Origin of the sequence: Mycobacteroides sp. LB1 (genome assembly GCF_013449725.1) — a bacterium.
Lineage (GTDB): Bacteria > Actinomycetota > Actinomycetes > Mycobacteriales > Mycobacteriaceae > Mycobacterium.
Window position 1 is genome coordinate 341,038 of the sequence record NZ_JACCFF010000001.1, and the last position, 23,523, is coordinate 364,560.

Genomic DNA, 23,523 nt, shown 5'->3' on the forward strand with positions numbered 1-23,523 from the left:
GTCAGGAAGTCGGCGCGGCCGCGCCGACCGTGCCACTCTCGGGCTCCTGCTCTGCCAACCTGTCGAACAAGTGCGTCGCCAAGGCGCGCACGGTCGACACATCGGCCGGGCCGATACGGACGCCAGTGTCCGCTTGGATACGGGTACGAATTTCGAGATTGCCCAACGAGTCGAGGCCGTAGTCCGGAAGCGAGCGGTCCGGGTCGATCGAGCGGCGCAGCACCAGACCGACCTGCTCGCCGACCAACCGCCGAAGCAGGGTCGGCCATTCCTCACGAGGCAATGCCTTGAGCTCGTCGAGGAACTTGTTTGTCTCCGTCTGAGTTTGGCCCGAGGCGCGGAACGCCTGCGCGAATGGGCTCCGTTCCACAAAGTCGGCCAGCCAGGATATCCCAGCCATCGGCGCGTACGCGGTGTAGGCACGGTCGTGCCGTAGCACCACGTCAAAGGCATAGGCGCCCTCATCCGGGAGGATGGCCGCGTCCGCATTCGCCAGGTGGGTGCCCTGCCCGATCTCAGACCACGCACCCCAGGCAATGACCGTAGCCGGCAAGCCCTTTGCCCGCCGCCAGTGCGTGAATCCGTCCAACCAGCTGTTGGCCGCCGCGTAGGCGCCCTGCCCCGGGGAGCCCACCAGCGCGGCGATCGACGAGAACGAGCAGAACCAGTCCAGCGGTTGTTCCGCGGTGGCCTCGTGCAGGTTCCACGCGCCGTGCACCTTGGGCCGCCAGTCACCGCGATCGATGAGCTCATCGGTGATATTGGTGAGCGTGGCATCGTGGACAAGTGCCGCGGCATGCAGCACACCGCGTACCGGGAATCTCGACTCGGTCGCGGCCGCAACCAGCCGCTGCGCCGTCCCCGGCTCTGCGATATCGCCAAGGACCACATCGACCTGGGTACCGTGCTCCCGAATCCCGTCGATGATGTCCAGCGTCTCCGGCTTGGGGGCACTGCGGCCGTTGAGAATGATCTGCCCGCATCCAGCCGCCGCCAGCTTTCCGGCGAGGAACAAGCCCAGGCCGCCAAGGCCACCGGTGATGATGTACGCGCCGTCCGTGCGGAAAGACCGCGCGTGCGAAGGCGGTATCACCGCGGCGACTTGACCGACCTTGGGCAGGTCCAGCACCAGCTTGCCGGTGTGCCCGGCGGCACCCATCACCCGAATCGACTCGGCAGCATCCTGCAGCGGAGAGAATGAGATCTCCGGCAGCGGGAGCACACCATCTGCCATCTGCTGATACAGGGCACTCAGAGTCCGGTGAATCACTTCTGGCCGGGTCTTCGCCACGAGCACCAAGTCGACGGCATAGAAGGCGAGATTGCGCCGGAAGGGGTAGAGCCCGAGCCGGGTGTCACCGTAGATATCGAGCTTGCCGATCTCGATGAAGCGGCCACCGAAGGTCAGCAGCTCCAGGCCGGCCCGCTGGGCGGCACCGGTGAGCGAGTTGAGCACGATGTCAACTCCGTACCCGTCGGTGTCGCGACGGATCAACTCGGCGAATTCCGTACTGCGCGAGTCATAAACGTGTTCGATACCCCAACTGCGCAACAAGTCCCGACGCTCGGCACTGCCCGCGGTGGCATAGATCTCGGCACCCGCGGCGCGCGCGATGGCTATCGCTGCCTGTCCGACACCACCGGTACCGGAGTGGATCAGCACCTTGTCCCGTGCGGAGATCCTGGCCAGCTCGTGCAAGCCGTACCAGGCGGTGACGTGGGCGCCGGGGACCGCCGCGGCCTCCTGATCGGGCACTTCCGAAGGAAGTGTCGCCGCGAGGTTCTCATCGACCACGACGAAGCTCTTCCAGGCACCGTGGGGCGTCATACCGCCGACGCGGTCGCCGATCCGGTGTTCGGTGACACCCGGACCGACGGCCGTCACGACACCCGCGAAATCGACGCCGAGCTCCTGTCGCCCTTCGAAACTCGAGTACCGGCCATACACGTTCAGCACATCGGCGAAGTTGATGCTGGTGGCCGTGACCGAAACTTCGATCTGTCCCGGCCCCGGCGGCACCCGGTCAAATGCGACGAATCCGAGCGACTGCAGGTCGCCGGGCGTGCGGACCTCGAACTGCACGCCCTCACTACCCGGAGCAGCACTGGTGGTGTGCCATTCGTCGGGTCCCAGCGGACCCAGGTTCAGGCGCGCCCGGTACCACTGCCCTCCGCGCCACGCCGTCTCGTCCTCCTCGGAGCCAGAGACCAACTCCCCCGCCACATTCTGGGCATCGGTGTGGCCGTCGACATCGATATGGGTGACCCGCAAATGCGGGTACTCGGCACCGATGACGCGCACCAGACCGCGCAGACCCGCCTGCTCAAGATTGGTCACATCGCCGGGCACCACCGTCTGCGCGTCGCGAGTCAGCACATACAGCCGCGGCGATTCGCCTGGCAGGTCGACTAGTTCGCTGCTGATACGCACCACATGCCGCACCTGCACCGCACCCTGGAGCGCGGCGCCGGGCGGACCGGCAGCGTCTGCCGGTGCCGTCACGATGAGCACACCGCTGAAACTGCCCGTCGCGAGCTGCTCACGCAGGACCTCAAGCACCGCAGCATGATCGGCGTCCGGCCGCCACTGCACCGGCGTCACCTCGCCCTCGCGCAGCTTCAGCGAGTCGATCAACTCCGCCGCCCAAGGATCTACCGTCTCGCCCGTGCTGACCAGCAGCCACCGGCGCCGCCCAGCCGGTGTTTCCTCCGGCAACCGCTGCTGTTGCCATTCGATGGCCAGCAGCCGGTTGTTGAGCAGCTGATCGCGTTGTTCGTCTTCGGACGCTCCTGCGCCGAAACGGAAACCACGCACTGCCAGCAGCACGGCGCCATGCTCATCCAGCACGTCGATATCGGCTTCCACTTCATTGCCGTCCACCCGCGTCACCCGCGTGTAGCAGTAGTGCGCCTTGCGTGCGGAATCGTAGGCCTGCAAGCTGCGTACGCCCTTGGGAAGTGGCAGCGCATTCTTGCTGGCCTCCTGCACATCCGGTAGGGCGATGACAGATTGGAAGCAGGCATCCAGGAGCGCCGGGTGAACGATGTAGCTGGTCTGCTGCGCGCGAATGGCCCTGGGCAGCGCCACTTCCGCCAGCACCGACCTCACGGACTCGTCGCCGCCGTATGCCGCGGCCAGGCCTTGGAAGGCCGGGCCGTACTGAACCCCCCTCTCGTCAAACGACTCTCGAAGCTCGTCGCCCGCGGCGAGATGTGGGTGCTCCGCGCGCAGGGCGGCCACGTCGTAGGCGGCGGGGGCGTCTGCCCCGCCGTCGTTCCGCAAGATGGCGGTAGCGCGTTTTGCGCTGTCACCCTCGCTCAGGGTTTCCACCACGAAATCGACCGAACCCGGGGTCTTCACCGTTGCCGTCGCCGATATCGGCGTCGTTTCACCCAGTGTCAGCAGTTGTTCAAACGAAACATCATGAACCGCAGCAGATTCGCCAAACACGGCACGGGCCGCCGACAAGGCCATCTCGCAATACGCGGCGCCCGGGTACACGGCGACATGGCGAACCTGGTGATCGGCGATCCACGGTTGGGCGGCCGTACCGACGTCTGCCTGCCAGATATAGCGCTCTGGCTCCTCAGCCAGCCGCACGTGGGCACCAAGCAATGGATGCACGGAAACGGTGTGGCCGCCCTGGGCCTGTTGCGCCGAAGAGGCAGAACTCAACAGATAGGACTGGCGGGTCCAGGTGGGCAACGGAACATCCACCAGCTCGCCGGACGGATAGAGCACCGAGAAATCCACGGCGCTACCCGCCGCATGCAGATCTCCGACGAATCCGCGGAGGCCGTGCGGCAGCGCCTGCTCACGACGCATACCTGCCAACGCCACCATGGGAATCTCGAGGCCCCGGGCGGTCTGTTCTGCCGGGTACACCAACAGCGGGTGGGGCGCCAGCTCCCCGAATACGCGATAGCCGTCGTCCAGCGCTGCCTGTACCGCCGTCGCGAACCGCACCGTGTGGCGCAGATTATCCACCCAGTAGTCGGCATCCATGACGGCCTGTTCACGCGGATCGAACGTGACCGAAGAGTAAAGCGGGATAACGGGTGTCTGCGGTGTCAGGTCTTCGAGAGCGTCGGCCAGGTCATCGAGAATCGGGTCGACCTGCGGCGAATGCGACGCAACATCGACCGCGACCTCACGTGCCATCAGCCCGCGATCCGACCACTCGGCGATCAGCTCACGCACCGTTTCGGTGGCACCACCGACGACCGTTGACTGCGGCGAGGCGACCACGGCAAGAACGACATCGTGGATCCCGCGATCCGCAAGCTCGGAAACGACCTGCTGGGCAGGAAGATCCACCGAGGCCATGGCACCGGAACCGGCGATACGGGACATCAACCGCGAGCGGCGGCAGATGACACGGACGCCGTCCTCCAGCGAGAGCGCCCCAGACACCACCGCGGCGGCGACCTCGCCCATCGAATGGCCGATGACAGCTCCCGGAGTGATCCCGTAGGACGTCACGGCGGCGGCCAGCGACACCTGCATGGCGAACAAGGTGGGCTGGACCCGGTCGATACCCGTGACTGTCTCGGGCGCCGAGATCGCCTCGGTCACCGAGAACCCGGACTCCCCGGCGATCAGCGGCTCGAGCCGCGCGATGGTTGCGGCGAATACCGGTTCTTTGGTGAGCAATTCGGCGCCCATGCCCGCCCACTGGGACCCCTGGCCCGAGAACATCCACACCGGGCCCCGGTCGTCTTGGGCGACCGCCGGCTGGTGGGGAGCGTCCCCACCCGCCACCTCGCGCAGCCCTTCGAGCAGCTCCTCAATTCCGTCGGCCACCACGGCGGTGCGCACCGACCGGTGGGCCCTGCGGCGCGCCAGGGTGTATGCCACATCGTTGAGTGAAATATCGGGGCGCTCTGCCACCCAGTCGGCCAATTGTCCTGCGGTTCGACGCAGTTCATCGACCGAGGTGGAGGACAGCGGAAAGAGCAGCTGCTCCCCCAGTGGAGAGTCCGCGACGACGCTGGAGGCGTCTGCAAGCGGAGCCTGCTCCACGATGGCGTGCACGTTCGAACCCGACATCCCATACGAAGACACCGCCGCCCGGCGCGGAACGCCTGCCTGCCCGGGCCAGAGGGTAACTTCTTGCGGTACAAACAGATTCGTCTCGACATCGGCAAGCTTGCCCGGTATCCCCGTGAAGTGCAGGTTTGGCGGGACCTCGCCATGCTGCACGGCAAGAACGGCCTTCATCAACCCCAGCGCGCCGGCCGCCGACATGGTGTGCCCGAAGTTCGTCTTCGCCGAGCCCACGGCGCAGGGGCTACCGACCCCGTATACCTGTGCAAGGCCCTTGAATTCGATGGGATCACCCACCGGGGTGCCGGTGCCGTGCGCCTCGACCATCCCGATGGTGTCGGCGTCCACACCTGCTACCGCCAGTGCCGCGCGGCAAGCCGCCGTCTGCGCCTCCGAGGACGGAGTCGACTGATTCACGGTGCGACCGTCTTGGTTTGAGGCGCTACCGCGCACTACCGCCAAAATCCGGTCTCCGTCGCGCACCGCATCCGGTAGCCGCTTCAGCAGGAGCACGACGCAGCCCTCAGACATCACGAAACCATCGGCCTGCTCGTCGAACGTGTGGCAACGGCCGGTCGGCGACAGCATGCGCTGTTGTGAGGCGCCGACATACCTGCGTGGCTCCAGCACCAGGTTCACACCTCCGGCGAGCGCAAGGTCGCTCTCACCCGATGCCAAACTCTGGCTTGCCATATGCACTGTGAGTAGGCCGGAGGCACACCCCGCATCTACCGCATACGACGGCCCGTGAACACCCAGCGCGTAAGAGATCCGCCCCGAGGCCATGCTGAGATTGGTGCCGGCGAAGCCATAGGTGGCTCCCAGGTCGCCCGCGTCTGCGGCCAGCAGCTGGTAGTCGTTGTGGGTAACCCCGACGAACACTGCAGTCTGCGAACCGGCCAGTGACCGCGGATTCATGCCAGCGTGTTCCACTGCCTGCCAAGAGGTCTCGAGCAAGACCCGGTGCTGAGGGTCTATCGAGGTGGCTTCCCGCTCATTGATGCTGAAGAAGTCCGCGTCGAATCCCCCGACGTCGTCCAGGAAGGCTCCCCACTTGGAGGGCGACTTGCCCGGCACACCGGACTCTGGGTCGTAGTACTCGCTCAGGTCCCACCGGTCCGGCGGGACCTCGGTGATGAAGTCCTCACCGCGTAGCAACGCCTGCCAGAACTGTTCGGGAGATTCGATTCCTCCCGGGAGTCGGCATCCCATCCCGATAACTGCAACCGGGGTTGCAGACGCGTCCGTCATCTTGCTACGCCCTCCTCGAACACCATAATCCGTCTGGTAGTAGAACTGGAGATAACTAGCAGTCGATCTCGATAGAGCTAAAGATAGGGCTGCCGAACGGAATTCGCGACCCAAGAGATCAGCGTCACACCGCCTCCAGAACCAAGGCGGCACGATGTCTAAAAAACACTCGCGTTCAATGCTCGAGAGCCGCACGATTTACGGTCCATTGATAGCCGTGAAACACAGAATTCACGAGATGTTGGCGATTGTTAACAATTCGCTATATATACACCCTGGGGCAACGCTGCCCATTCAGACAGCTTGCTCCCATGCTGGTGCCGATATCAAATGACGTGCACATAAATGTCATGTCACCTCGCAGTATCTCCATATTTGCTACCCCATGGGGGTATCCAAAACGCCAGGCCCCGGATCCGACACAGGATATTCACAGCAGTTCTTAAGATTTGCTATCAGTGCAATAACGCAGGTCGGCTAATAGCTTAAAGAGCGCTAGAAATATTTACGAGATTTGTTCAGCATGAATCTGGGCCTCGTGTGCACTAGCGGCCCCAATCGAATTGGACACGGGATCATTCACCGCGGCCGCGGATCGTGCCGGTCTCAGGGCGCCGCGGCGGCGGCGGTGCAGCTGGTTTCCAGCACCAGGGGTGCCGGTGACGGCTCGCAACCAAGGATCGCGGGCAGCCCCGCCACCGGAAGCCGGGAGGCGCCAATTTGTTTGCTGTTGGAAGCGTATCGAGTGGCCGGGACGCCTCCAGGCGTATCTGCCGCAGGCGAACCCCACCCGGAACTTCGCGCATGCCCGCCCGGGAGCCGGCGCCGATCCGGGCCGCAGCACCCGCGCTCTCACGCAGCGGAGCCCCCTCCACCACATCGCCGGAGTGCCAAGATTGCAAATACTGGCTGCTGCAACGGATCTCACCATCGAGCCGTCTACACCAGCGAGGACATCGCTCGTGTCGCGCGCGTAACAGCTAAGGGGTAGCCTCCCCAACGACAGGCGGAACTTGAGTTCCGTGCGTGGCCGGGGCGACGATGCCCGACACGACCAGTGACGGCAGCACTCCTCAGCGAGATGCCGACTATGTGCCAATTCCAATGAGTGCAAAGGGGTTTGGTGTGCTTCGCATTGTAAGACGGATATGGATGCCGCTGCTGATCGCGGTTGTGGTTGCGATCGGGGGCTTCGCGGTCCTGCGGGTCCGGGGAATCTTCGGGTCGGAGTCGTCGATCTCGTCTGCAGACAACAACGCGAAAGACGCCGCCCCGTACAACCCCAAAACCTTGATCTACGAAATTTTCGGGGAACCCGGCGCCATGGCCGATGTGAACTACTTCAACGAGGATGCGCAGCCGACCCGCGTCGATGCGGTGCAGCTGCCGTGGTCATTCAAGATCGTTTCGATCTTGCCGTCATTGAGCGGAAACATCGTCGCCCAAGGCAATGGCAACCAGATCGGCTGCCGGATCACCGTCAACGGCGAAGTCAAGATGGAACGAGTCGCCAACGAGCACAACGCCTACATCTACTGCCTGGTGAAGTCCGCATGAGCGGCCACGCTGCGGGGCCTCCCCGGATCGCACGACTGATCCGGATTCTGTCGGTCCCGATCATTCTCTTCTGGCTTGCCCTCGCCATCCTCCTGAACGTCCTCACCCCCTCCCTGGACGAGGTCGGCAAGGCGCATTCGGTGTCAATGTCTCCGAAGGATGCACCATCGATGATCGCGATGATGCATACGGGAAAGGTGTTCGGGGAGTTCGACTCTGACAGCTCGGTAATGATCGTTTTGGAGGGGCAGCAGGAACTCGCGGATGAGGCGCACCGTTTCTACGACGGGATCATCAAGAAGCTGAAGGCCGACCCGACCCATGTCCAGCACATCTCGGACTACTGGGGCGACCCGCTGACCGCCTCTGGCGCGCAGAGTGCCGATGGGAAAGCCGCCTATGTCCAGGTGAACCTGGCCGGTGATCAGGGCACCACACTCGCGAACGAATCCGTCGATGCCGTCCGCAAGATCATCGACGAGTCTCCGCCCCCACTCGGAGTGAAGGCATACGTCACGGGAGGGACTGCCGCCAGCGCCGATACAGGCACGGCAGGTAACAAGAGCATGCAGAAAACGACCCTGATAGCGGTGGGTGTCGTCCTCGTGATGCTGTTGCTTGTCTACCGGTCCGTGATAACCACCGTGTTCGCGCTGCTGATCGTCGGGGTGGAACTGATGGCGGGGCAGGGAGTGGTCGCAACATTGGGCAATACCAATGTGATCGGCCTGTCGACCTACGCCGTCAGCATGGTCACGATGCTCGGCATCGCGGCAGGGACCGACTATGTGATCTTCCTATTCGGCCGCTACCACGAGGCCCGCCATCGCGGGCAAGACCGGGAAGCGGCCTTCTATACCGCCTATTCCGGTGTGTCCCATGTGATCCTGGGATCGGGACTGACGATCGTCGGCGCCACGCTCTGCCTGAGCCTGACGCGTCTGCCACTATTCCGGTCGATGGGCGTGCCATGTGCGCTGGTCATCCTTGTGATCGTCGCGGCGGCACTCACCCTGGCCCCCGCAATACTGGCAGTAGGCAGCCGTTTCGGGTTGTTCGAGCCCAAACGCAAGTATGACGAACGCAGCTGGCGACGCATCGGCGCGGCCGTAGTGCGTTGGCCCGGACCCATTCTCGTCGTGACAATCGCCATTGCGCTCGTGGGGTTGGCCACTCTGCCTGGATACACCCCGGGCTACGACGATCGTCAGTACATGCCCGATAACGTGCCATCGAAAGTTGGATATGCCGCTGCGGAACGGCATTTCTCGCCGGCCCGGATGAACCCCGAAATGCTCATGATCGAAACCGATCACGATATGCGCAATCCGGCGGACATGCTGGTTATCGACAGAATCGCCAAGACCGCATTCCATGCGCGCGGGGTGGCCCGAGTGCAGGCGATCACCCGTCCGCTGGGGACTCCCATCGAACACAGCTCGATACCGTTCCAGATCGGCCTGCAGGGTGCCGGTCAGATCCAGAACATGAAGTACATGAAAGACCGCATGGCGGACATGCTGACCATGGCGGACCAAATGGGAACCCTGATCGGCACCATGGAACGTGTTTACGACATGATGCGCGAGCTCACCGACATCATGCACGATATGACCGGCCAGATGAAGGTGATGCAGGGCAAGATGCACGACATGCGCGACCTGATGGCCACTTTCGACGATTTCTTCAGGCCGATTCGCAACTACTTCTACTGGGAAAAGCATTGCGCAGATATTCCGATCTGCTGGGCGAGCCGGACGGTGTTCGATGCTCTCGACGGCGTCGACGCGATGGTTGAGGACATGGACGGCATGCTGGTCAACATGGACAAAGTCGATGTGCTGATGCCGCGCATGCTCGCCGAGTTTCCGCCCATGATCGCGATCATGAAGTCCATGCATGGCACGTTGCTGACCATGCATAGCACCATGTCCGGGATTATGAACCAGATGGATGAGAGCACCAAGAACTCCACCCTGATAGGCAAGTACTTCGACCAGGCCAAGAACGATGACTCCTTCTATCTGCCGCCTGAGGTATTCGACAACCCCGACTTCAAACGCGGATTGAAGATGTTCCTGTCCCCCGACGGGAAGGCCGTCCGGATGACCGTCTCCCATCAAGAGAACCCGGCCTCGGTCGAGGGAATAGCGACCGTCGGCAATATCAAAGAGGCAGTGGCGGATTCGATCAAGGGCACACCGCTCGAGAACGCGAAGGTCTATCTCGGCGGCACGGCAGCGTCAAACAAGGACCTGCAAGACGGAGCCAAGTACGACCTCATCCTCGCCGGCATCGCGTCACTGTGCTTGATCTTCATCATCATGCTGCTCGTCACCGGCAGTGTGGTCGCCGCTCTGGTCATCGTCGGCACAGTGGCGGTGTCGCTCGGCGCCTCCATTGGGGTGTCAGTACTGATTTGGCAGGACCTGCTGGGTATGGACCTGCATTGGTTCGTGGTCCCGTTGTCGGTGATCATCCTGTTGGCCGTGGGCTCCGACTACAACCTGCTGCTGATCGCCCGGTTCAAGGAGGAACTACACGGCGGGCTCAAGACGGGATTCATCCGGGCCATGGGCGGCAGTGGCAAGGTGGTAACCAATGCGGGTCTGGTGTTCGCATTCACCATGTGCGCCATGGTCGTCAGCGATCTGCGCATCGTCGGGCAGCTCGGGACAACGATAGGCCTCGGCCTGCTCTTCGACACTCTGATCGTGCGGTCCTTCATGACCCCGGCCATCGCGGCCCTGCTCGGCCGCTGGTTCTGGTGGCCGCTGAACGTCCGTACTCACGGAGGGATCCGATGACGAAAAGCGCAGCGGTTCAACGACAGCGAACACCTGGGCGCCTCAACAGGTCACTGGACGTAGCGATCCTCGAAGCGGCATTCGTGACGCTGGCCGAGCAGGGATACGACACCATGAGCATGGATGTGATCGCCGCCCGCGCCGGTGTGGGCAAGGCAGCCATCTACCGGCGTTGGTCTTCGAAGGCCGCGCTCACCGCGGATGCGATCCTGCACGGGCGCCCTTCGCTCGGCCGGCACGACGACGTACCTGATACCGGGAGTCTCCGTGGCGACCTGCACGCACTCTATGAGGCAAGGGACTTCGGCGACAACGACATCCTCACGGGCAACCTACTCGCGGGGATTATCGCCGAAGCCGTCAACGATCCCACCCTGGCATCGGCGTTAGACGACCTGTTGGTGTCGCAGACTCAGAAACGGATGGAACTCGTGTTCGCACGTGCCATCGAACGTGGCGAGATAGCCCGGGACCGCGACTTGTCCCTCGTCTACGACATACCTCTGGGCCTCAGTTTGACCGCCGCCCTCAAAAGAACGGTCATCGACGAAACATATATGCGCCGCATGGTCGACGAGGTCATCCTTCCCTTGGTACAGGCTCCTGTCAGCTCGACGTAGATCTTCGAAACCCCTTCTATCACAGTGGTTTCTACAGTCACATCGGGGCCCGTTTTGTCGGTGGGCGTCTTTACGATTCATACATGCATTCGATCGACGCCCTTAAGGTGGCGGCTTCAGAAGCCGCTGCCGAGTCGTTCGATGGGCTCAGCTGCAGCGAAAAGCTCCTGACGCTGGCCAAGCTGGAGGAAGTTCAACGCCAGCTCTTGTCCGTCTCCCACACCTTGACCGCGGGAATCGTTGCGCAGGGTTCCCCCATAGAGCTCGGTGGCACATCGTTTCCGGATGTGTTGTCCCGCAAGCTGCACATCAGCAAGTCCGTAGCCCGGCGACGGATCGGCGATTCCGAACAACTCGGCCCACGACAGGCCCTGAACGGGGAACCTTTAGCACCCATGTTGCCGAGTGTGGCCGATGCGTTGCGTCGCGGCGAGGTCGGCGAGGAGCATGTACGAATTGTGCGCGGCTTCTTCGACAAGCTGGCGAGTGCGGTCGATGCACCCACTCGGGAAGCCGCTGAGAGGCAACTCGCGCAGATGGCAGTGCAATTCGGGCCTGATCAGCTACGGATGGGTGCCGATCGCATCATGGTGCTGCTGAACCCGGATGGTGAGTTCTCGGATGTGGACAGGGCCCGCCGACGCGGTATGACGATCGGCCGCCAGGGTTTTGATGGCATGTCCCCAATCACCGGCTTACTGGATCCTGAAACCCGCTCCTATCTCGACGCGCTGCTGTCCAAGCTGGCCGCACCGGGTATGTGCAACCCGACCGACGAATCCCCCATCGTGGATGGTGAACCCGCGCGCGAGGCGGCAGATCACCGCACCGATGCTCAACGCAACCACGACGCCCTCAGAGCCGTCTGCCGCAGCACGCTGGCCTCCGGACAACTCGGCAGCCACCATGGGCTTCCCGTCACCGTCGTGGTGTCTACCACCCTTGATGAGCTGGAATCAGCATCCGGCCAGGCGGTTACCGGCGGCGGGACACTCCTACCGATGCGTGATGTGATCCGCATGGCGTCTCACGCTCTCCATTACCTGACAATCTTCGATGACGATGGCCGCCCCTTGTATCTGGGTCGCACCAAACGCATCGCATCGGTAGATCAGCGGATTGTTTTGCACGCCAATGATCGCGGCTGCACCCACCCCGGCTGCAGTGTCCCGGGATACCTCTGCGAGGTGCACCACGTCGACGACTGGGCAGACGGCGGCGCCACCGACATCGAGAGGCTGACGTTCGTCTGCGGACCGCATCATCGATTATTGGCTCAAGGCTGGACGACCCGGAAGAATCGAAAAACCGGGCGCACCGAGTGGATACCGCCACCGCAGCTTGGCCTCAACGAGGGTTTCACCAATGAGTTCCACCATCCGGAACTCCTCACGCTTCAACCGGATTGATGCGCGCGTGTGCTCGGCCGTATGCCGATACGATCCGGCGGCTGTATTCCGCGGCAGCCATGTGAGTTCTATGCTTCCGCGGCCGCGCGCGCGACGAAACGAGCCGCCGCCCGCGGGTGCGCAGCCGGGTGCGTATGCAGATACGAGGCGTGGATGCGACCACCCTCCCCCGCCACAATGCCCTCTCGACGGATGCCGTCGGCGGTGCTCCAGGCCCAGGCGGAGTTCCTGGAGTCATCGGGGCAATCGACGGTGGTGCGGTGAAACTCATGCCCGCTCAGCCGTTCCCCCTCGTCGAACAGCACCGAACCGCTGATCGCCACTGCTTCCCGGTATCCGAGGGTGAGTCTGTCGGTGAATCGCGCGCTGGCATCGATCACCCCGCACATCGGCGCGCCATCCAGGTTTTTGCACAGGTACGTGAGCCCGGCGCATTCGGCGTGAATCGGGCCGTTCATCACGCGAACCTGTTGGCGTAGAGGTTCGTTCGCCGACAGCTCCGCGGCGAACTGTTCCGGGAATCCACCCGGGATCACCAATGCCGCGGTGTCTGCCGGCAACAAGTCGACCAACGGGTCGAACTCCGCCACCACCGCGCCTGCCGCCACCAACAACTCACGATGTTCGGCGTACCCGAAGGTGAACGCGTGTCCGGATGCCAATGCCACCACGGGATTCCCGGCAACCGGGCTCCCGACAACCTCCACCGGATCCCATGCCGCGCCGTCTACCCCACTGCGTGCCGCCCCGACAATCGCCGACACATCCACATGCGCGGCGACCAGCTGTGTCATCGCCTCGATCGCATCGAGCGCCGCCTGGCCATGCTCGGTGGCCGTTACCAGGCCCAAATGCCGTGACGGAACAGATAATTCCTCGGTACGGGGCAATGCTCCTAGCACGGAAAGTCCGACACGGTCCGCTGCCGCCGTGAGGATCTCCCGGTGCCGCGCCGACCCGACACGGTTCAGAATGACACCCGCGATCCTGATCCCCGTCTCAGCGGCGTGCACCGCAAAACCATGCAGGAGCGCGGCCAGACTGTGGCTGTAGCCCTTCGCATCGACCACCAACACCACGGGCGCTCCGAGCACGGCCGCGATCTCGGCGGTGGACCCCTTCGCATCGCCGATCCGCCCGTCGAAGAGACCCATCACCCCTTCGACCACTGCGATATCCGAGTCCCGGGAGCCGTGATTGAACAGCGGCCCGATGAGATCGCTGCCCACCAGCACACTGTCCAGGTTGCGGCCCGGCCTGCCCGCCGCCAGGGCGTGATACCCGGGATCGATGTAATCCGGCCCCACCTTGAACGGCGCCACCCGGTGCCCCGCCTGTCGCAGTGCACCCATTAAACCCGTTGCCACCGTTGTCTTTCCACTACCCGAGGCGGGCGCGGCGATCACAACGGCCGGAACATTCATCGGACTATCACGCCACTACCACTCAATACCGCGCTGGCCCTTGCGACCGGCGTCCATGGGATGCTTGATCTTCGTCATTTCGGTGACCAGGTCGGCGGCATCCAACAGTTGTTGTGGCGCATCGCGTCCCGTGATGACCACATGCTGCGTTCCGGGCCGGTCACGTAGTACCGACACCACCTCGTCGACATCCACCCACCCCCACTTGAGCGGATAGGTGAACTCGTCGAGAACATAGAAGCCGTGTTCCTCCGCGGCCAGCCGCCGTGAGATCTCCGCCCACCCGGCCGCCGCATCGGCGGCATGGTCGGTCTCGGTGCCGGCCTTACGCGACCAGGACCACCCCGACCCCATCTTGTGCCACTGCACCGAGCCGCCGATCCCTTGTTCGTCGTGCAGCTTGCCGAGCTCACCGAAGACCGACTCCTCGCCCACTCGCCACTTGGCACTCTTGACGAATTGGAACACCGCGACATCGGCACCGTGGTGCCAGGCTCGCAACGCCATACCGAAAGCGGCTGTGGACTTACCCTTTCCAGCACCGGTATGCACCGCCAGAATCGGCGCATTGCGCCGCGCTTTGGTGGTGAGCCCGTCCTCCGGTATCGCCGACGGTTGTCCCTGTGGCATCGAAAAACTCCTCCGCTATCTCACGCAGCGGCGGTGGCGCCGCGCACCACGCCGGCGAGCCGGTCGGCATTCAAGTGGTCCAGCTGGATCACCGGCGCGTCCAACTGCTGGGCCAGCGTGACCGCCAGATCCATTCTCACGAATGATGTCTCGCAGTCGATCACCACGGAAGCAACATGTTCGGCACGCAACATTCCCGCGGCACGACGTGTCCGCCCCAAGGGGTCCGGACCGCCGGTAGCGCGGCCATCGGTGAGCACCACCACCAATGCTCGGCGATGCGGATCGCGTCCACGCTCACGCGCCACCAGATCTCGTGCCGCCAGAAGTCCTTGTGCCAGCGGCGTCTTGCCGCCCGTATCGAACCGCTGCAGCTTGCGCCCCGCGATATGCGTCGAGCTGGTCGGCGCCAACAGTGTCGTGGCTTCCTGACCGCGGAAGGTGATGACCGCGACCTTGTCGCGGCGCTGATAGGCGTCGCGCAGGAGCGACAATGTGGCCCCACCGACCGCCGACATCTTCTGGCGTGCCGCCATCGATCCGGAAGCATCTACCACGAAGATCACCAGATTGCCTTCGCGCCCTTCCCTAATCGCCCACTGCACATCGGAGAACACCGGCTTGGGCAGCCTGCCGGGTTCGGTCACCCGGCCTGCCGCAGACATCAGCGTGCCGATCAGGTGCACCCCGAAACCCGCATCGGAGCTCGGGGCGATCACCTTGCCCGCCCGGTTGCGCGCGACCGAGCGACGTCCCGGCGCGCCCATGCCGACGCCGGGCACTCGGAGCGTCTTGGTGCGAAATGTCGATGACGGCGCCGGGCTGGGCCGGGAGGCCGCGCCGGGCCCACGCGCGGAGTCGCTCGAATCCTGTTGTGAATCATCTGCTTTGCCAGGATTCGGGGAGGGCTCGGGAGCACCCCCCGGACCATCTGGACCTGGACCATCCGGATCGGGATCTGGGTCGTCCTTGCCGGGATCCTGATCCTCCGGCGGCGCACTATCGCGCATCGCCTGGTCGAGCTGATCCGGATCCAGACCCGGCTCGTCGAACGGGTCTCGGCGCCGACGGTGCGGCAGCGCCAACTCGGCTGCCACCCGGATATCGGGCTCGCCCACCACCTCGGCACCCCGCCACGCGGCATGGGCGATGGCGGCACGCGCAACCACCAGATCGGCACGCATCCCGTCCACATCAAACGCCGCACACAGGGCCGCAATACGCTGTAATTCCGCGTCGGGCAATGTGACCCGGGACAGCAGCAGCCGGGCCTCGGCTATCCGGGCGGCCAGCTCGGCCTCCTCGGAGGCGTAGCGCGCGACGAACCCGGCAGGATCTGCCTCATACGCGAGACGCCTACGGATGACCTCTGCCCGCACCGCCACATCGCGCGAGGCGTGTACATCCACCGCGAATCCGAAACGGTCGAGAAGCTGCGGACGCAGCTCGCCCTCCTCGGGATTCATGGTGCCGATCAATACGAATCGCGCATTGTAGGAATGGGATACGCCGTCACGTTCCACATGCACCCGGCCCATCGCCGCCGCATCCAGGATCACGTCGACCAGATGGTCGTGCAGCAGGTTGACCTCGTCCACATACAACACGCCGCCATCGGCGCGCGCCAGAAGCCCTGGGGAAAAAGCATGTTCGCCGTCGCGCAGCACCTTCTGCAGATCGAGTGATCCGACTACCCGATCCTCGGTGGCACCGATCGGAAGCTCCACCAGTCGCGCAGCGCCGGTTCTGTCCGTCGCGCTCAACACCGACGCCAGGGCACGTACCGCCGTCGACTTGGCGGTGCCCTTCTCGCCGCGGATGAGTACGCCACCGATATCGGGCCGCACGGCCGAGAGCACCAACGCAAGGCGCAATTGGTCATGCCCCACGATCGCACTCAGCGGATACCCCAGAATGCTTGCCGTGTCAGTCATTTCCGGCCGCCCATGTCATAGGTACGTGCGGTATCCCGTCCTCAAGAAACTCGTCACCGGCGACCACGAATCCCAGCTTGCCATACATGTCCTTGAGGTGGGCCTGCGCATTCAACCGGCAGCGCGCACCGCCGATGTCGGTCAACACGGCACGAACCAATCGCGCCGCGTGCCCCTGCCCGCGTTCGGCTTCGGTGGTACACACCCGGCCGATCCAGAAACCCTCGCCCCCAGGATCTTCCAGGAGCCGCAAACCGCACACCACGTTGCCGTCGGAGTCTCCTATCCAGAAATGCCGGGTTCCCGGTTCCAGATCGCGTCCGTCGAGATCCTGGTAAGCGCAGTTCTGCCCGACGACGAACGCCTCGGCGCGCAGCCGCAGCAGCCCATAAAGCGTCGCGGCGTCCAGGTCCGCGGACCAGGACCGGGCCACAAAGGGCTGTGCCGGCTGGGCCGGCAGCATCACTTCTCCAGGCCGAGAACCTGTGTCCCCCAGTCCCATACCTCACCGAACAGCGACGCCTCGTCCGACAGGTTGATACCCAGCGACGGAATCATTTCCTTGAGCTTGGGCATCCAGTTGGCGAATCGGTCGGGGAAGCAACGCTGCATGACGTCGAGCATGGCCGGCACCGCCGTAGACGCACCCGGCGAGGCGCCGAGCAGGCCGGCGATGCTGCCGTCGGCTGAATTGAGCACCATAGTGCCGAACTCAAGCGCTCCGCCCTTGCCCTTGGCTGGGCGGATGACCTGCACACGCTGACCGGCGGTGATCAGCTCCCAGTCGGAACGCTGCGCCTTGGGCGCGAAATCGCGCAGCATGTCGATCCGGTCGTCCGGGGTGAGACGCAGCTGACTCAGCAAGAAGTTCACCAGCCCGAACTCGGTGAGACCGACACCGAGCATCGGCACGAGGTTGTTGGGCTTCACCGTCGACGGCAGATCCGTGATCTTGCCCATCTTGAGGAACTTGGGCGACCATCCGGCGAACGGCCCGAACAGCAGCCATTCTTTGCCGTTGATCACACGGGTGTCCAGGTGCGGGGCCGACATCGGGGGCGCACCAAGCGGCGGGAAGCCGTACACCTTGGCCTTGTGGCCCTCGGTGAGATCTGTGTTGTTGGTACGCAGGAAGGCACCGCTTACGGGGAACCCGCCAAAGCCCTTGGCTTCCGGGATTCCGGCCTTCTGCAGCAGACCCAGCGCACCGCCACCGGCGCCGACGAAGACGAACTTGGCCTTGAGCTTGCGCTTCTCACCCGTACGGCCATTGACGAGCTTGAGAATCCACCCGCCGTCGCTGTCGCGGCTGATGTTGCGGACCTCGGTTCCGAAGATCGCACTGGTACCGGTACGAACCCCATAGCCCACCAACTGCTTTGACAGTTCACCGAAGTCGACGTCGGTGCCGTCCTGGCTCCAGTTCAACCCCACCGGATCGGAGAAATCGCGTCCGGCCGCCATCAACGGCAGACGGCGTGCGAATTCATCGTCATCGTTGATGAATTCCATCTTCGCGAACAACGGGTTACCCACCAGGGCGTCGTGGCGCTTACGCAGGAACTCGACCTTGTCGGCGCCATGTACGTAGCTCACGTGCGGAATCGGGTTCAGGAAGCCCCGGACGTCCGGAAGCACACCGTTCTCCACGGCGTACGCCCAGAACTGGCGGGACACCTGGAACTGCTCGTTGACCGTGACCGCCTTGGTGATATCGATCGAGCCATCCGCTTTCTGCGGGGTGTAGTTGAGCTCGCACAGCGCCGAGTGACCGGTGCCTGCGTTGTTCCATGGGTCGCTGCTTTCGCTGGCGGCCGCATCGAGGCGCTCGATCAGGGTGATCGAGAGGTCCGGTTCGACCAACCGCAGCAGGGCGCTGAGCGTCGCGCTCATGATCCCCGACCCGATCAGGGCAACGTCCGTCTGCTCCACCTGCGCTTTTGACACCGTTCACTGTCCTTTTCGAATCTGATTGGGTGGCGATACTCCCTCAAATACTGATGAGTACACACAGGTTATCGCGCGAGTATTTCCATCCTCACTTCAACTAGGCTATGCCCGTGACATGGGAATCCGATGTCCTCGATGGCTACCTCCGACAGACCATTGACCTGGGCGTCGATCCTGACGGCGAAGGTGTAATAACCGCCACACTGGTGCGGCCGGAAATTCAGCCCGATACCGGGCGCGCGGTGCTCATGGTGCACGGATATACCGACTACTTCTTCCACACCACACTTGCCGAACATTTCCTGGCCCGCGGTTATCGTTTCTTCGCGCTCGACTTGCGCAAATGCGGGCGTTCTCGCCATGAACACCAAACCCCGCACTACATCAGCGATCTGTCGCTCTACGACACCGAACTCAACGCCGCGGTGAGCATCATCTCCGGGCAAACCGCGGGCGCACCGCTGCTCGTGTACGGGCACTCCGCCGGCGGTCTGATCGTCTCGCTGTGGCTCAACCGTCTACGGATGGCCGATGGCCTCCACGACGGAGGCCTCTCCGGCCTGATCCTTAACAGCCCGTGGCTGGACCTCCAGGGGCGTCCCCTTCTCCGCAGTGGCAGCACCACCGCAGCCGTTAAGGCGATTTCGAGATTCCGTGCGAAACAAGCGATCCCGCTACCACACGAGGGCGCGTACGGAGCGAGCCTGCACAAGGACTTTCACGGTGAGTTCGATTACAACCTCGACTGGAAACCCGTCGGCGGGTTCCCGGTGCGGTTCGGGTGGATCAGTGCGATCCGGCGCGGACATGCCGAGCTCCACCGCGGCCTGGACGTCGGCGTGCCCAACCTGATCCTGCGCTCGGACCGCAGTCTCCCCGGGGACGTCGACCCCGCGGCCGCCCTGTACGGCGACGCGGTCTTGGACGTTCAACAGATAGCGCGCTGGGCGGGGTGCATCGGCAACTATCAACGGGTGGTTCCGGTCCCGGACGCCAAACACGATGTGTTCCTATCGGCGGCGGACCCACGTATACGGGCCTACCAGGAGCTGAATTCCTGGCTGGACTGGTACGAGGCGAGCGGCTAGCTCACCACGAGCTGCTGCGCAGCACCACCTCGGCGGCCAACTCCGGGGTGAGGTCACGAGTCGCCGACCGGCGTCCCATCAGTTCGACAATCCGGTAGTCGCCGTACACGAAGCGCTGGCTGGCGCGGGCGATAGCCCGAGTGGTGTCCGAGGTCACCAAAACCGTGGTGTTGATCTCCACCGGTGGGCAGTGCTTGTCGCGGATCTGCCCAGTACGGTCGGCGACCCGCGGATGCCCGCGGTCGATCGCCACCAGGCCGATGAATCTGTCGAGCTTGCTTGCCGCCAGGTCCCAGGCCAGCTCACCGCCGGCACGGTCTCCCACCAAGAGCGCGACCTTGACACCGATATCGTCGAGCACTCCGGTGATGGCCTTCGCATGGAGGTGCGGGTCATGACCGATCACCGCGGTACGCAGCCCGGCGGTATGCAGCCGCTCGCACACCGAGCGATAACCGAGCGCGAAATGCCCGGCGGCGGCGAGCATCACGACGGTGGTTCCCTTATCCGGCCCCGACACGTTAACCTGCACCGTTCGGCCGTCGATCGTGACGACCTGATGGAGCTCACCGTCGCGCGTAGGCGGGTGCCCCGGGCGCGGGCGACGAAGCTCGGGCGTCGAACTCATGGATGAGCCGCTCGCGCGAAGACCTTCTGCATGGGCGCACGGTACCTGAGTACGGACCCTCCGGTTGGGCTTTTAACCAGCCCTATCAGGAAACTTTCACCTGGCCCGTTAGTTACGTTCGATCTTGTCGATCTGTTTCTCGACGATGTCCAGGAAGGTCTTGGGCATCGTGGCGGTGGCCTTGACCGACGGATCACGCAGGTCGAAGGATGTCGCGACCAGCGCCACCCCCTGGACATTCGCAAAAGCCATGTACCGCGAGGTCGTGCGCTTGGGCATGATCATCGTCTGCTTGTAGATAAGAACGCCAACGGGCCCGCCCTGTACCGGTTCGGTTGTCATCTGCGTTCCCGGCGAGTTCTTGTCGAAGAACACCTCGTATTTGGCGCATTTGGTCGCCACGTCTTTGACGTTGGCCAGGTCGATGGTGTCGCGCAACAGGCTGACGATGATATTCGCACCGTTGAACCGGGCAATGTAGCGCGCCGTGTTCTCGGGCCCAGCTTGACCGGCATTGGCCAACCGGGGAGACAGACCGTCCGCGCAGCCCGCCGGATTCGAGGGCATCGCACCGACTACCTGCTGGTTGTTGACGGTCACCGGCCCCGGGTCGGCGACAACCCTGTCGTACTTGGTGCCCTCGGGCAGCTCATCGGCGGTGAGCAGCGATTGCGCGATGCGCTCCCCCGGCCAGGTGGCGGTCCCGGCCACCGAGTTGGTGCAGCCGGCAAGCGCCAGTGTGGATGCCGCGATAGCTATCAGTCCCCGGTGCACCCGCACAGGTTATTCGACCTGCGTCGCAATTACCGACTGTGCGCAATTACCGGAGGCGACGTGGCGGATCCTCGCCACCCGGATTCTTCCCACACGGCCTTCAGCGCATCGATGTCGAGGTGGGTCTCGATGAGGTCGGCCAATCTGTCCAGCTGAGCTGTGCGGCAGCCGCCGACATTGGTGTCTGCCGCAACCACGAATCCGGAACGCCCGGCCGCGGCCGCCGCCTCGGTGAGCCACGTGCGGCGGAAGTCGTCGTTGTCCAATACCCCGTGCCAGTGAGTGCCCCAGACCGCCCCGTCGACGGCACCCTCGTGATGATCGGTCAGCCACGGCGCCACCGCTGAGCGGGTGACGGTGCCGTGGTGGATCTCGTAGCCGGTCAGGCCGGGAGGCTGCCAGCGGCGCAGGTTCTTGGCCGGTTCGAAGGCGATGTCGATATCGAGCAGGCCCAGCCCCTGAACGGCCCCGACCCCGGACTCGACACGGTCATCGATCCACTTGGCCAGCATCTGGAACCCACCACATATACCCAGCACCGGCCCGCCCGAGCGAGCATGTGCGACAACCGCATCGGCAATCCCGTTCTGCCGCATCCACGCAAGATCCGCAACAGTGGCCTTGGTTCCCGGGAGGACCACCACATCGGCATCGGCGATATCGGCGGGATGGGCCGCCCACCGCACGATCACTCCCGGCTCGCAGGCGATGGCCTCGATATCGGTGGAATTGGAGATCCGGGGCAGCCGCACCGCGGCCACTCGCAGCCATTCCCGCCCGATGGGGGTAGCAGCGTGACCAACCTGGGCCGATGCCACTACAGACACCGAATCCTCTGCGTCGAGCCACAATTGGTCGTCATAGGGCAGCACACCATAGGTGGGCCGGCCGGTCAGCGCGGCAAGCTGCTCCAGGCCCGGGTCCAGCAGTGTGCGATCACCGCGAAACTTGTTGACGATGAAACCGGCGACGAGTCGTTGGTCCGCGGGGTCCAGCACAGCCACCGAGCCGAACAGGTGCGCCAGCACACCGCCTCGGTCGATATCGCCGACCAGCACCACCGGCAGATCCGCGGCCTGCGCCAACCCCATGTTGGCGATATCAGTGGATCGCAGATTGATCTCGGCGACGGAGCCGGCGCCCTCGCAGATCACCACGTCGAATTCCTCACGCAGTGATAACAATTCCTCGGCAACTACCTGCCGCAATTCCTCGCGATGCTCGACATAGGAACGGGCGCTGACGTTTCCAGCCACCTGTCCGCGCAGCACCAGCTGTGAGGTGCGATCACTGCCGGGCTTGAGGAGTACCGGATTGAACCGCACCGAGGGTTCCAGTCCGCAGGCGCGAGCCTGGAGGGCCTGTGCCCGGCCGATCTCTCCCCCGTCGATCGTCACCACGGAGTTGTTGGACATGTTCTGCGCCTTGAACGGTGCGACGCGAATCCCCTGGCGGACCAGCAGCCGGCACAGACCGGTGACGACCAGACTCTTACCGGCATCGGAGCTGACGCCCCCGACCAGCAGTGCCCCTGTCATGGCAGGGTCAGGATCTCTACTCCGTCGTCGGTGACCACCATGGTGTGCTCGAACTGCGCGGTCCACTGCTTGTCGATGGTCGCCACAGTCCAGGTGTCATCCCAGATCTCGTACTCCAGTGATCCCAGGTTGATCATCGGTTCGATGGTGAATGTCATACCCGGCTCGATGATGATGTCCAGGTTGGGGTCATCGTAGTGCGGCACAATGAGCCCGTTGTGGAACGTCGGACCCACACCGTGACCGGTGAAGGCGCGAACCACGTTGTAACCGAACCTCTTTGCGTACGCCTCGATCACCCGGCCAACGACGCTGAGCGCCCTGCCCGGTTTGACGGCATTGATGGCCCGCGTGGTGGCCTCCCGGGTCCGCTCCACCAGAAGGCGGTGTTCCTCGGAGACGTCTCCGGCCAGGAAGGTGGCGTTGGTATCGCCGTGCACACCGTCGATATAAGCGGTGACGTCGATGTTGACGATGTCGCCGTCCTGGATCACGGTCGAATCCGGTATCCCGTGGCAGATGATCTCGTTGAGTGACGTGCAGCACGACTTGGGGAATCCCCTGTATCCCAGTGTCGACGGGTATGCGCCCTGGGAAACCATGTAGTCGTGGGCAATTCGGTCCAGTTCGTCGGTGGTGACGCCGGGGGCCACGGCCTCACCCGCGAGCGCCAGCGCCTGCGCCGCGATCCTCCCGGCGACGCGCATCTTTTCGATCACCTCGGGTGTCTGGACGTACGGCTCCCCGATGGCCTCGGCGACCTTGGACTTGCCCACGTACTCGGGCCGGTCGATCGACGCGGGAACCTTACGCTCGGAAGAGAGCTCTCCTGCGATCAACGCAGCACGAACAGTCATGGATGCAGC

15 protein-coding genes are annotated in these 23,523 nt (G+C 63.9%); 5 read left to right on the top strand and 10 right to left on the bottom strand.

What is annotated here, in order from left to right; all coding sequences use genetic code 11:
• Nucleotide 1: 1 nt before the first annotated feature.
• Nucleotides 2–6,298: a type I polyketide synthase gene (gene pks2, locus MLB1_RS01770; protein WP_180748029.1), complete on the bottom strand. Its 6,297-nt coding sequence runs from the start codon at nt 6,296–6,298 to the stop codon at nt 2–4.
• 1,104 nt (nt 6,299–7,402) lie between these two features.
• Between pks2 and MLB1_RS01775 the strand changes: the two genes are divergently transcribed.
• From MLB1_RS01775 to MLB1_RS01790, 4 genes are all read left to right on the top strand, one after another.
• Complete coding sequence (locus tag MLB1_RS01775; protein WP_219602688.1) at nt 7,403–7,855, top strand: MmpS family protein; 453 nt, start codon at nt 7,403–7,405, stop codon at nt 7,853–7,855.
• A complete protein-coding gene (locus tag MLB1_RS01780; protein ID WP_180748031.1) occupies nt 7,852–10,662 on the top strand; it encodes an RND family transporter in 2,811 nt (936 codons plus the stop codon). The genes MLB1_RS01775 and MLB1_RS01780 overlap by 4 nt, the downstream gene beginning before the upstream one ends.
• Entirely contained in the window at nt 10,659–11,282 is a 624-nt protein-coding gene (locus MLB1_RS01785) for a TetR/AcrR family transcriptional regulator (RefSeq protein ID WP_180748032.1), read from the top strand. The genes MLB1_RS01780 and MLB1_RS01785 overlap by 4 nt, the downstream gene beginning before the upstream one ends.
• 83 nt (nt 11,283–11,365) lie before the next feature.
• The gene (locus MLB1_RS01790; protein WP_180748033.1) at nt 11,366–12,691 is read left to right on the top strand and encodes an HNH endonuclease signature motif containing protein; all 1,326 of its coding nucleotides are present in this window, start codon (nt 11,366–11,368) and stop codon (nt 12,689–12,691) included.
• Nucleotides 12,692–12,759: 68 nt separating this feature from the next.
• Here MLB1_RS01790 and MLB1_RS01795 read toward each other — a convergent pair whose 3' ends face one another.
• Genes MLB1_RS01795 through mqo form a run of 5 tightly spaced genes read right to left on the bottom strand, consistent with a single transcriptional unit; the run spans nt 12,760 to nt 18,626 of the window.
• Nucleotides 12,760–14,115, bottom strand: a complete 1,356-nt coding sequence (locus MLB1_RS01795) for a cobyrinate a,c-diamide synthase (protein WP_180748034.1) — start codon at nt 14,113–14,115, stop codon at nt 12,760–12,762.
• Nucleotides 14,116–14,130: 15 nt separating this feature from the next.
• Nucleotides 14,131–14,745 (bottom strand): cob(I)yrinic acid a,c-diamide adenosyltransferase, encoded by a 615-nt coding sequence (gene cobO / locus MLB1_RS01800; protein WP_180748035.1) that lies wholly within the window; start codon nt 14,743–14,745, stop codon nt 14,131–14,133.
• Nucleotides 14,746–14,765: 20 nt separating this feature from the next.
• Nucleotides 14,766–16,679 (bottom strand): VWA domain-containing protein, encoded by a 1,914-nt coding sequence (locus MLB1_RS01805; RefSeq protein WP_180748036.1) that lies wholly within the window; start codon nt 16,677–16,679, stop codon nt 14,766–14,768.
• Complete coding sequence (locus MLB1_RS01810) at nt 16,672–17,142, bottom strand: GNAT family N-acetyltransferase (RefSeq protein WP_180748037.1); 471 nt, start codon at nt 17,140–17,142, stop codon at nt 16,672–16,674. Before MLB1_RS01810 ends, MLB1_RS01805 begins: the two co-directional genes overlap by 8 nt.
• Nucleotides 17,142–18,626: a malate dehydrogenase (quinone) gene (gene mqo / locus MLB1_RS01815; RefSeq protein ID WP_180748038.1), complete on the bottom strand. Its 1,485-nt coding sequence runs from the start codon at nt 18,624–18,626 to the stop codon at nt 17,142–17,144. The genes MLB1_RS01810 and mqo overlap by 1 nt, the downstream gene beginning before the upstream one ends.
• A 107-nt stretch (nt 18,627–18,733) precedes the next feature.
• Between mqo and MLB1_RS01820 the strand changes: the two genes are divergently transcribed.
• On the top strand, nt 18,734–19,717 hold the full coding sequence (locus tag MLB1_RS01820) for an alpha/beta hydrolase (protein WP_180748039.1): 984 nt from the start codon (nt 18,734–18,736) through the stop codon (nt 19,715–19,717).
• Between the two features lies 1 nt (nt 19,718).
• Here MLB1_RS01820 and MLB1_RS01825 read toward each other — a convergent pair whose 3' ends face one another.
• The 4 genes from MLB1_RS01825 to map all read right to left on the bottom strand — a co-directional run bounded on the left by MLB1_RS01825 (nt 19,719) and on the right by map (nt 23,514).
• Nucleotides 19,719–20,345 carry an alpha/beta fold hydrolase gene (locus tag MLB1_RS01825; RefSeq protein WP_180748040.1) on the bottom strand — a complete coding sequence of 209 codons (627 nt, stop codon included), beginning with the start codon at nt 20,343–20,345 and terminating at the stop codon, nt 19,719–19,721.
• 108 nt (nt 20,346–20,453) lie between these two features.
• The gene (locus MLB1_RS01830; RefSeq protein ID WP_180749629.1) at nt 20,454–21,083 is read right to left on the bottom strand and encodes a hypothetical protein; all 630 of its coding nucleotides are present in this window, start codon (nt 21,081–21,083) and stop codon (nt 20,454–20,456) included.
• A gap of 65 nt (nt 21,084–21,148) precedes the next feature.
• The gene (locus MLB1_RS01835) at nt 21,149–22,657 is read right to left on the bottom strand and encodes a cobyric acid synthase (RefSeq protein ID WP_180748041.1); all 1,509 of its coding nucleotides are present in this window, start codon (nt 22,655–22,657) and stop codon (nt 21,149–21,151) included.
• Entirely contained in the window at nt 22,654–23,514 is an 861-nt protein-coding gene (map, locus tag MLB1_RS01840; protein ID WP_180748042.1) for a type I methionyl aminopeptidase, read from the bottom strand. Before map ends, MLB1_RS01835 begins: the two co-directional genes overlap by 4 nt.
• Nucleotides 23,515–23,523: the final 9 nt, after the last annotated feature.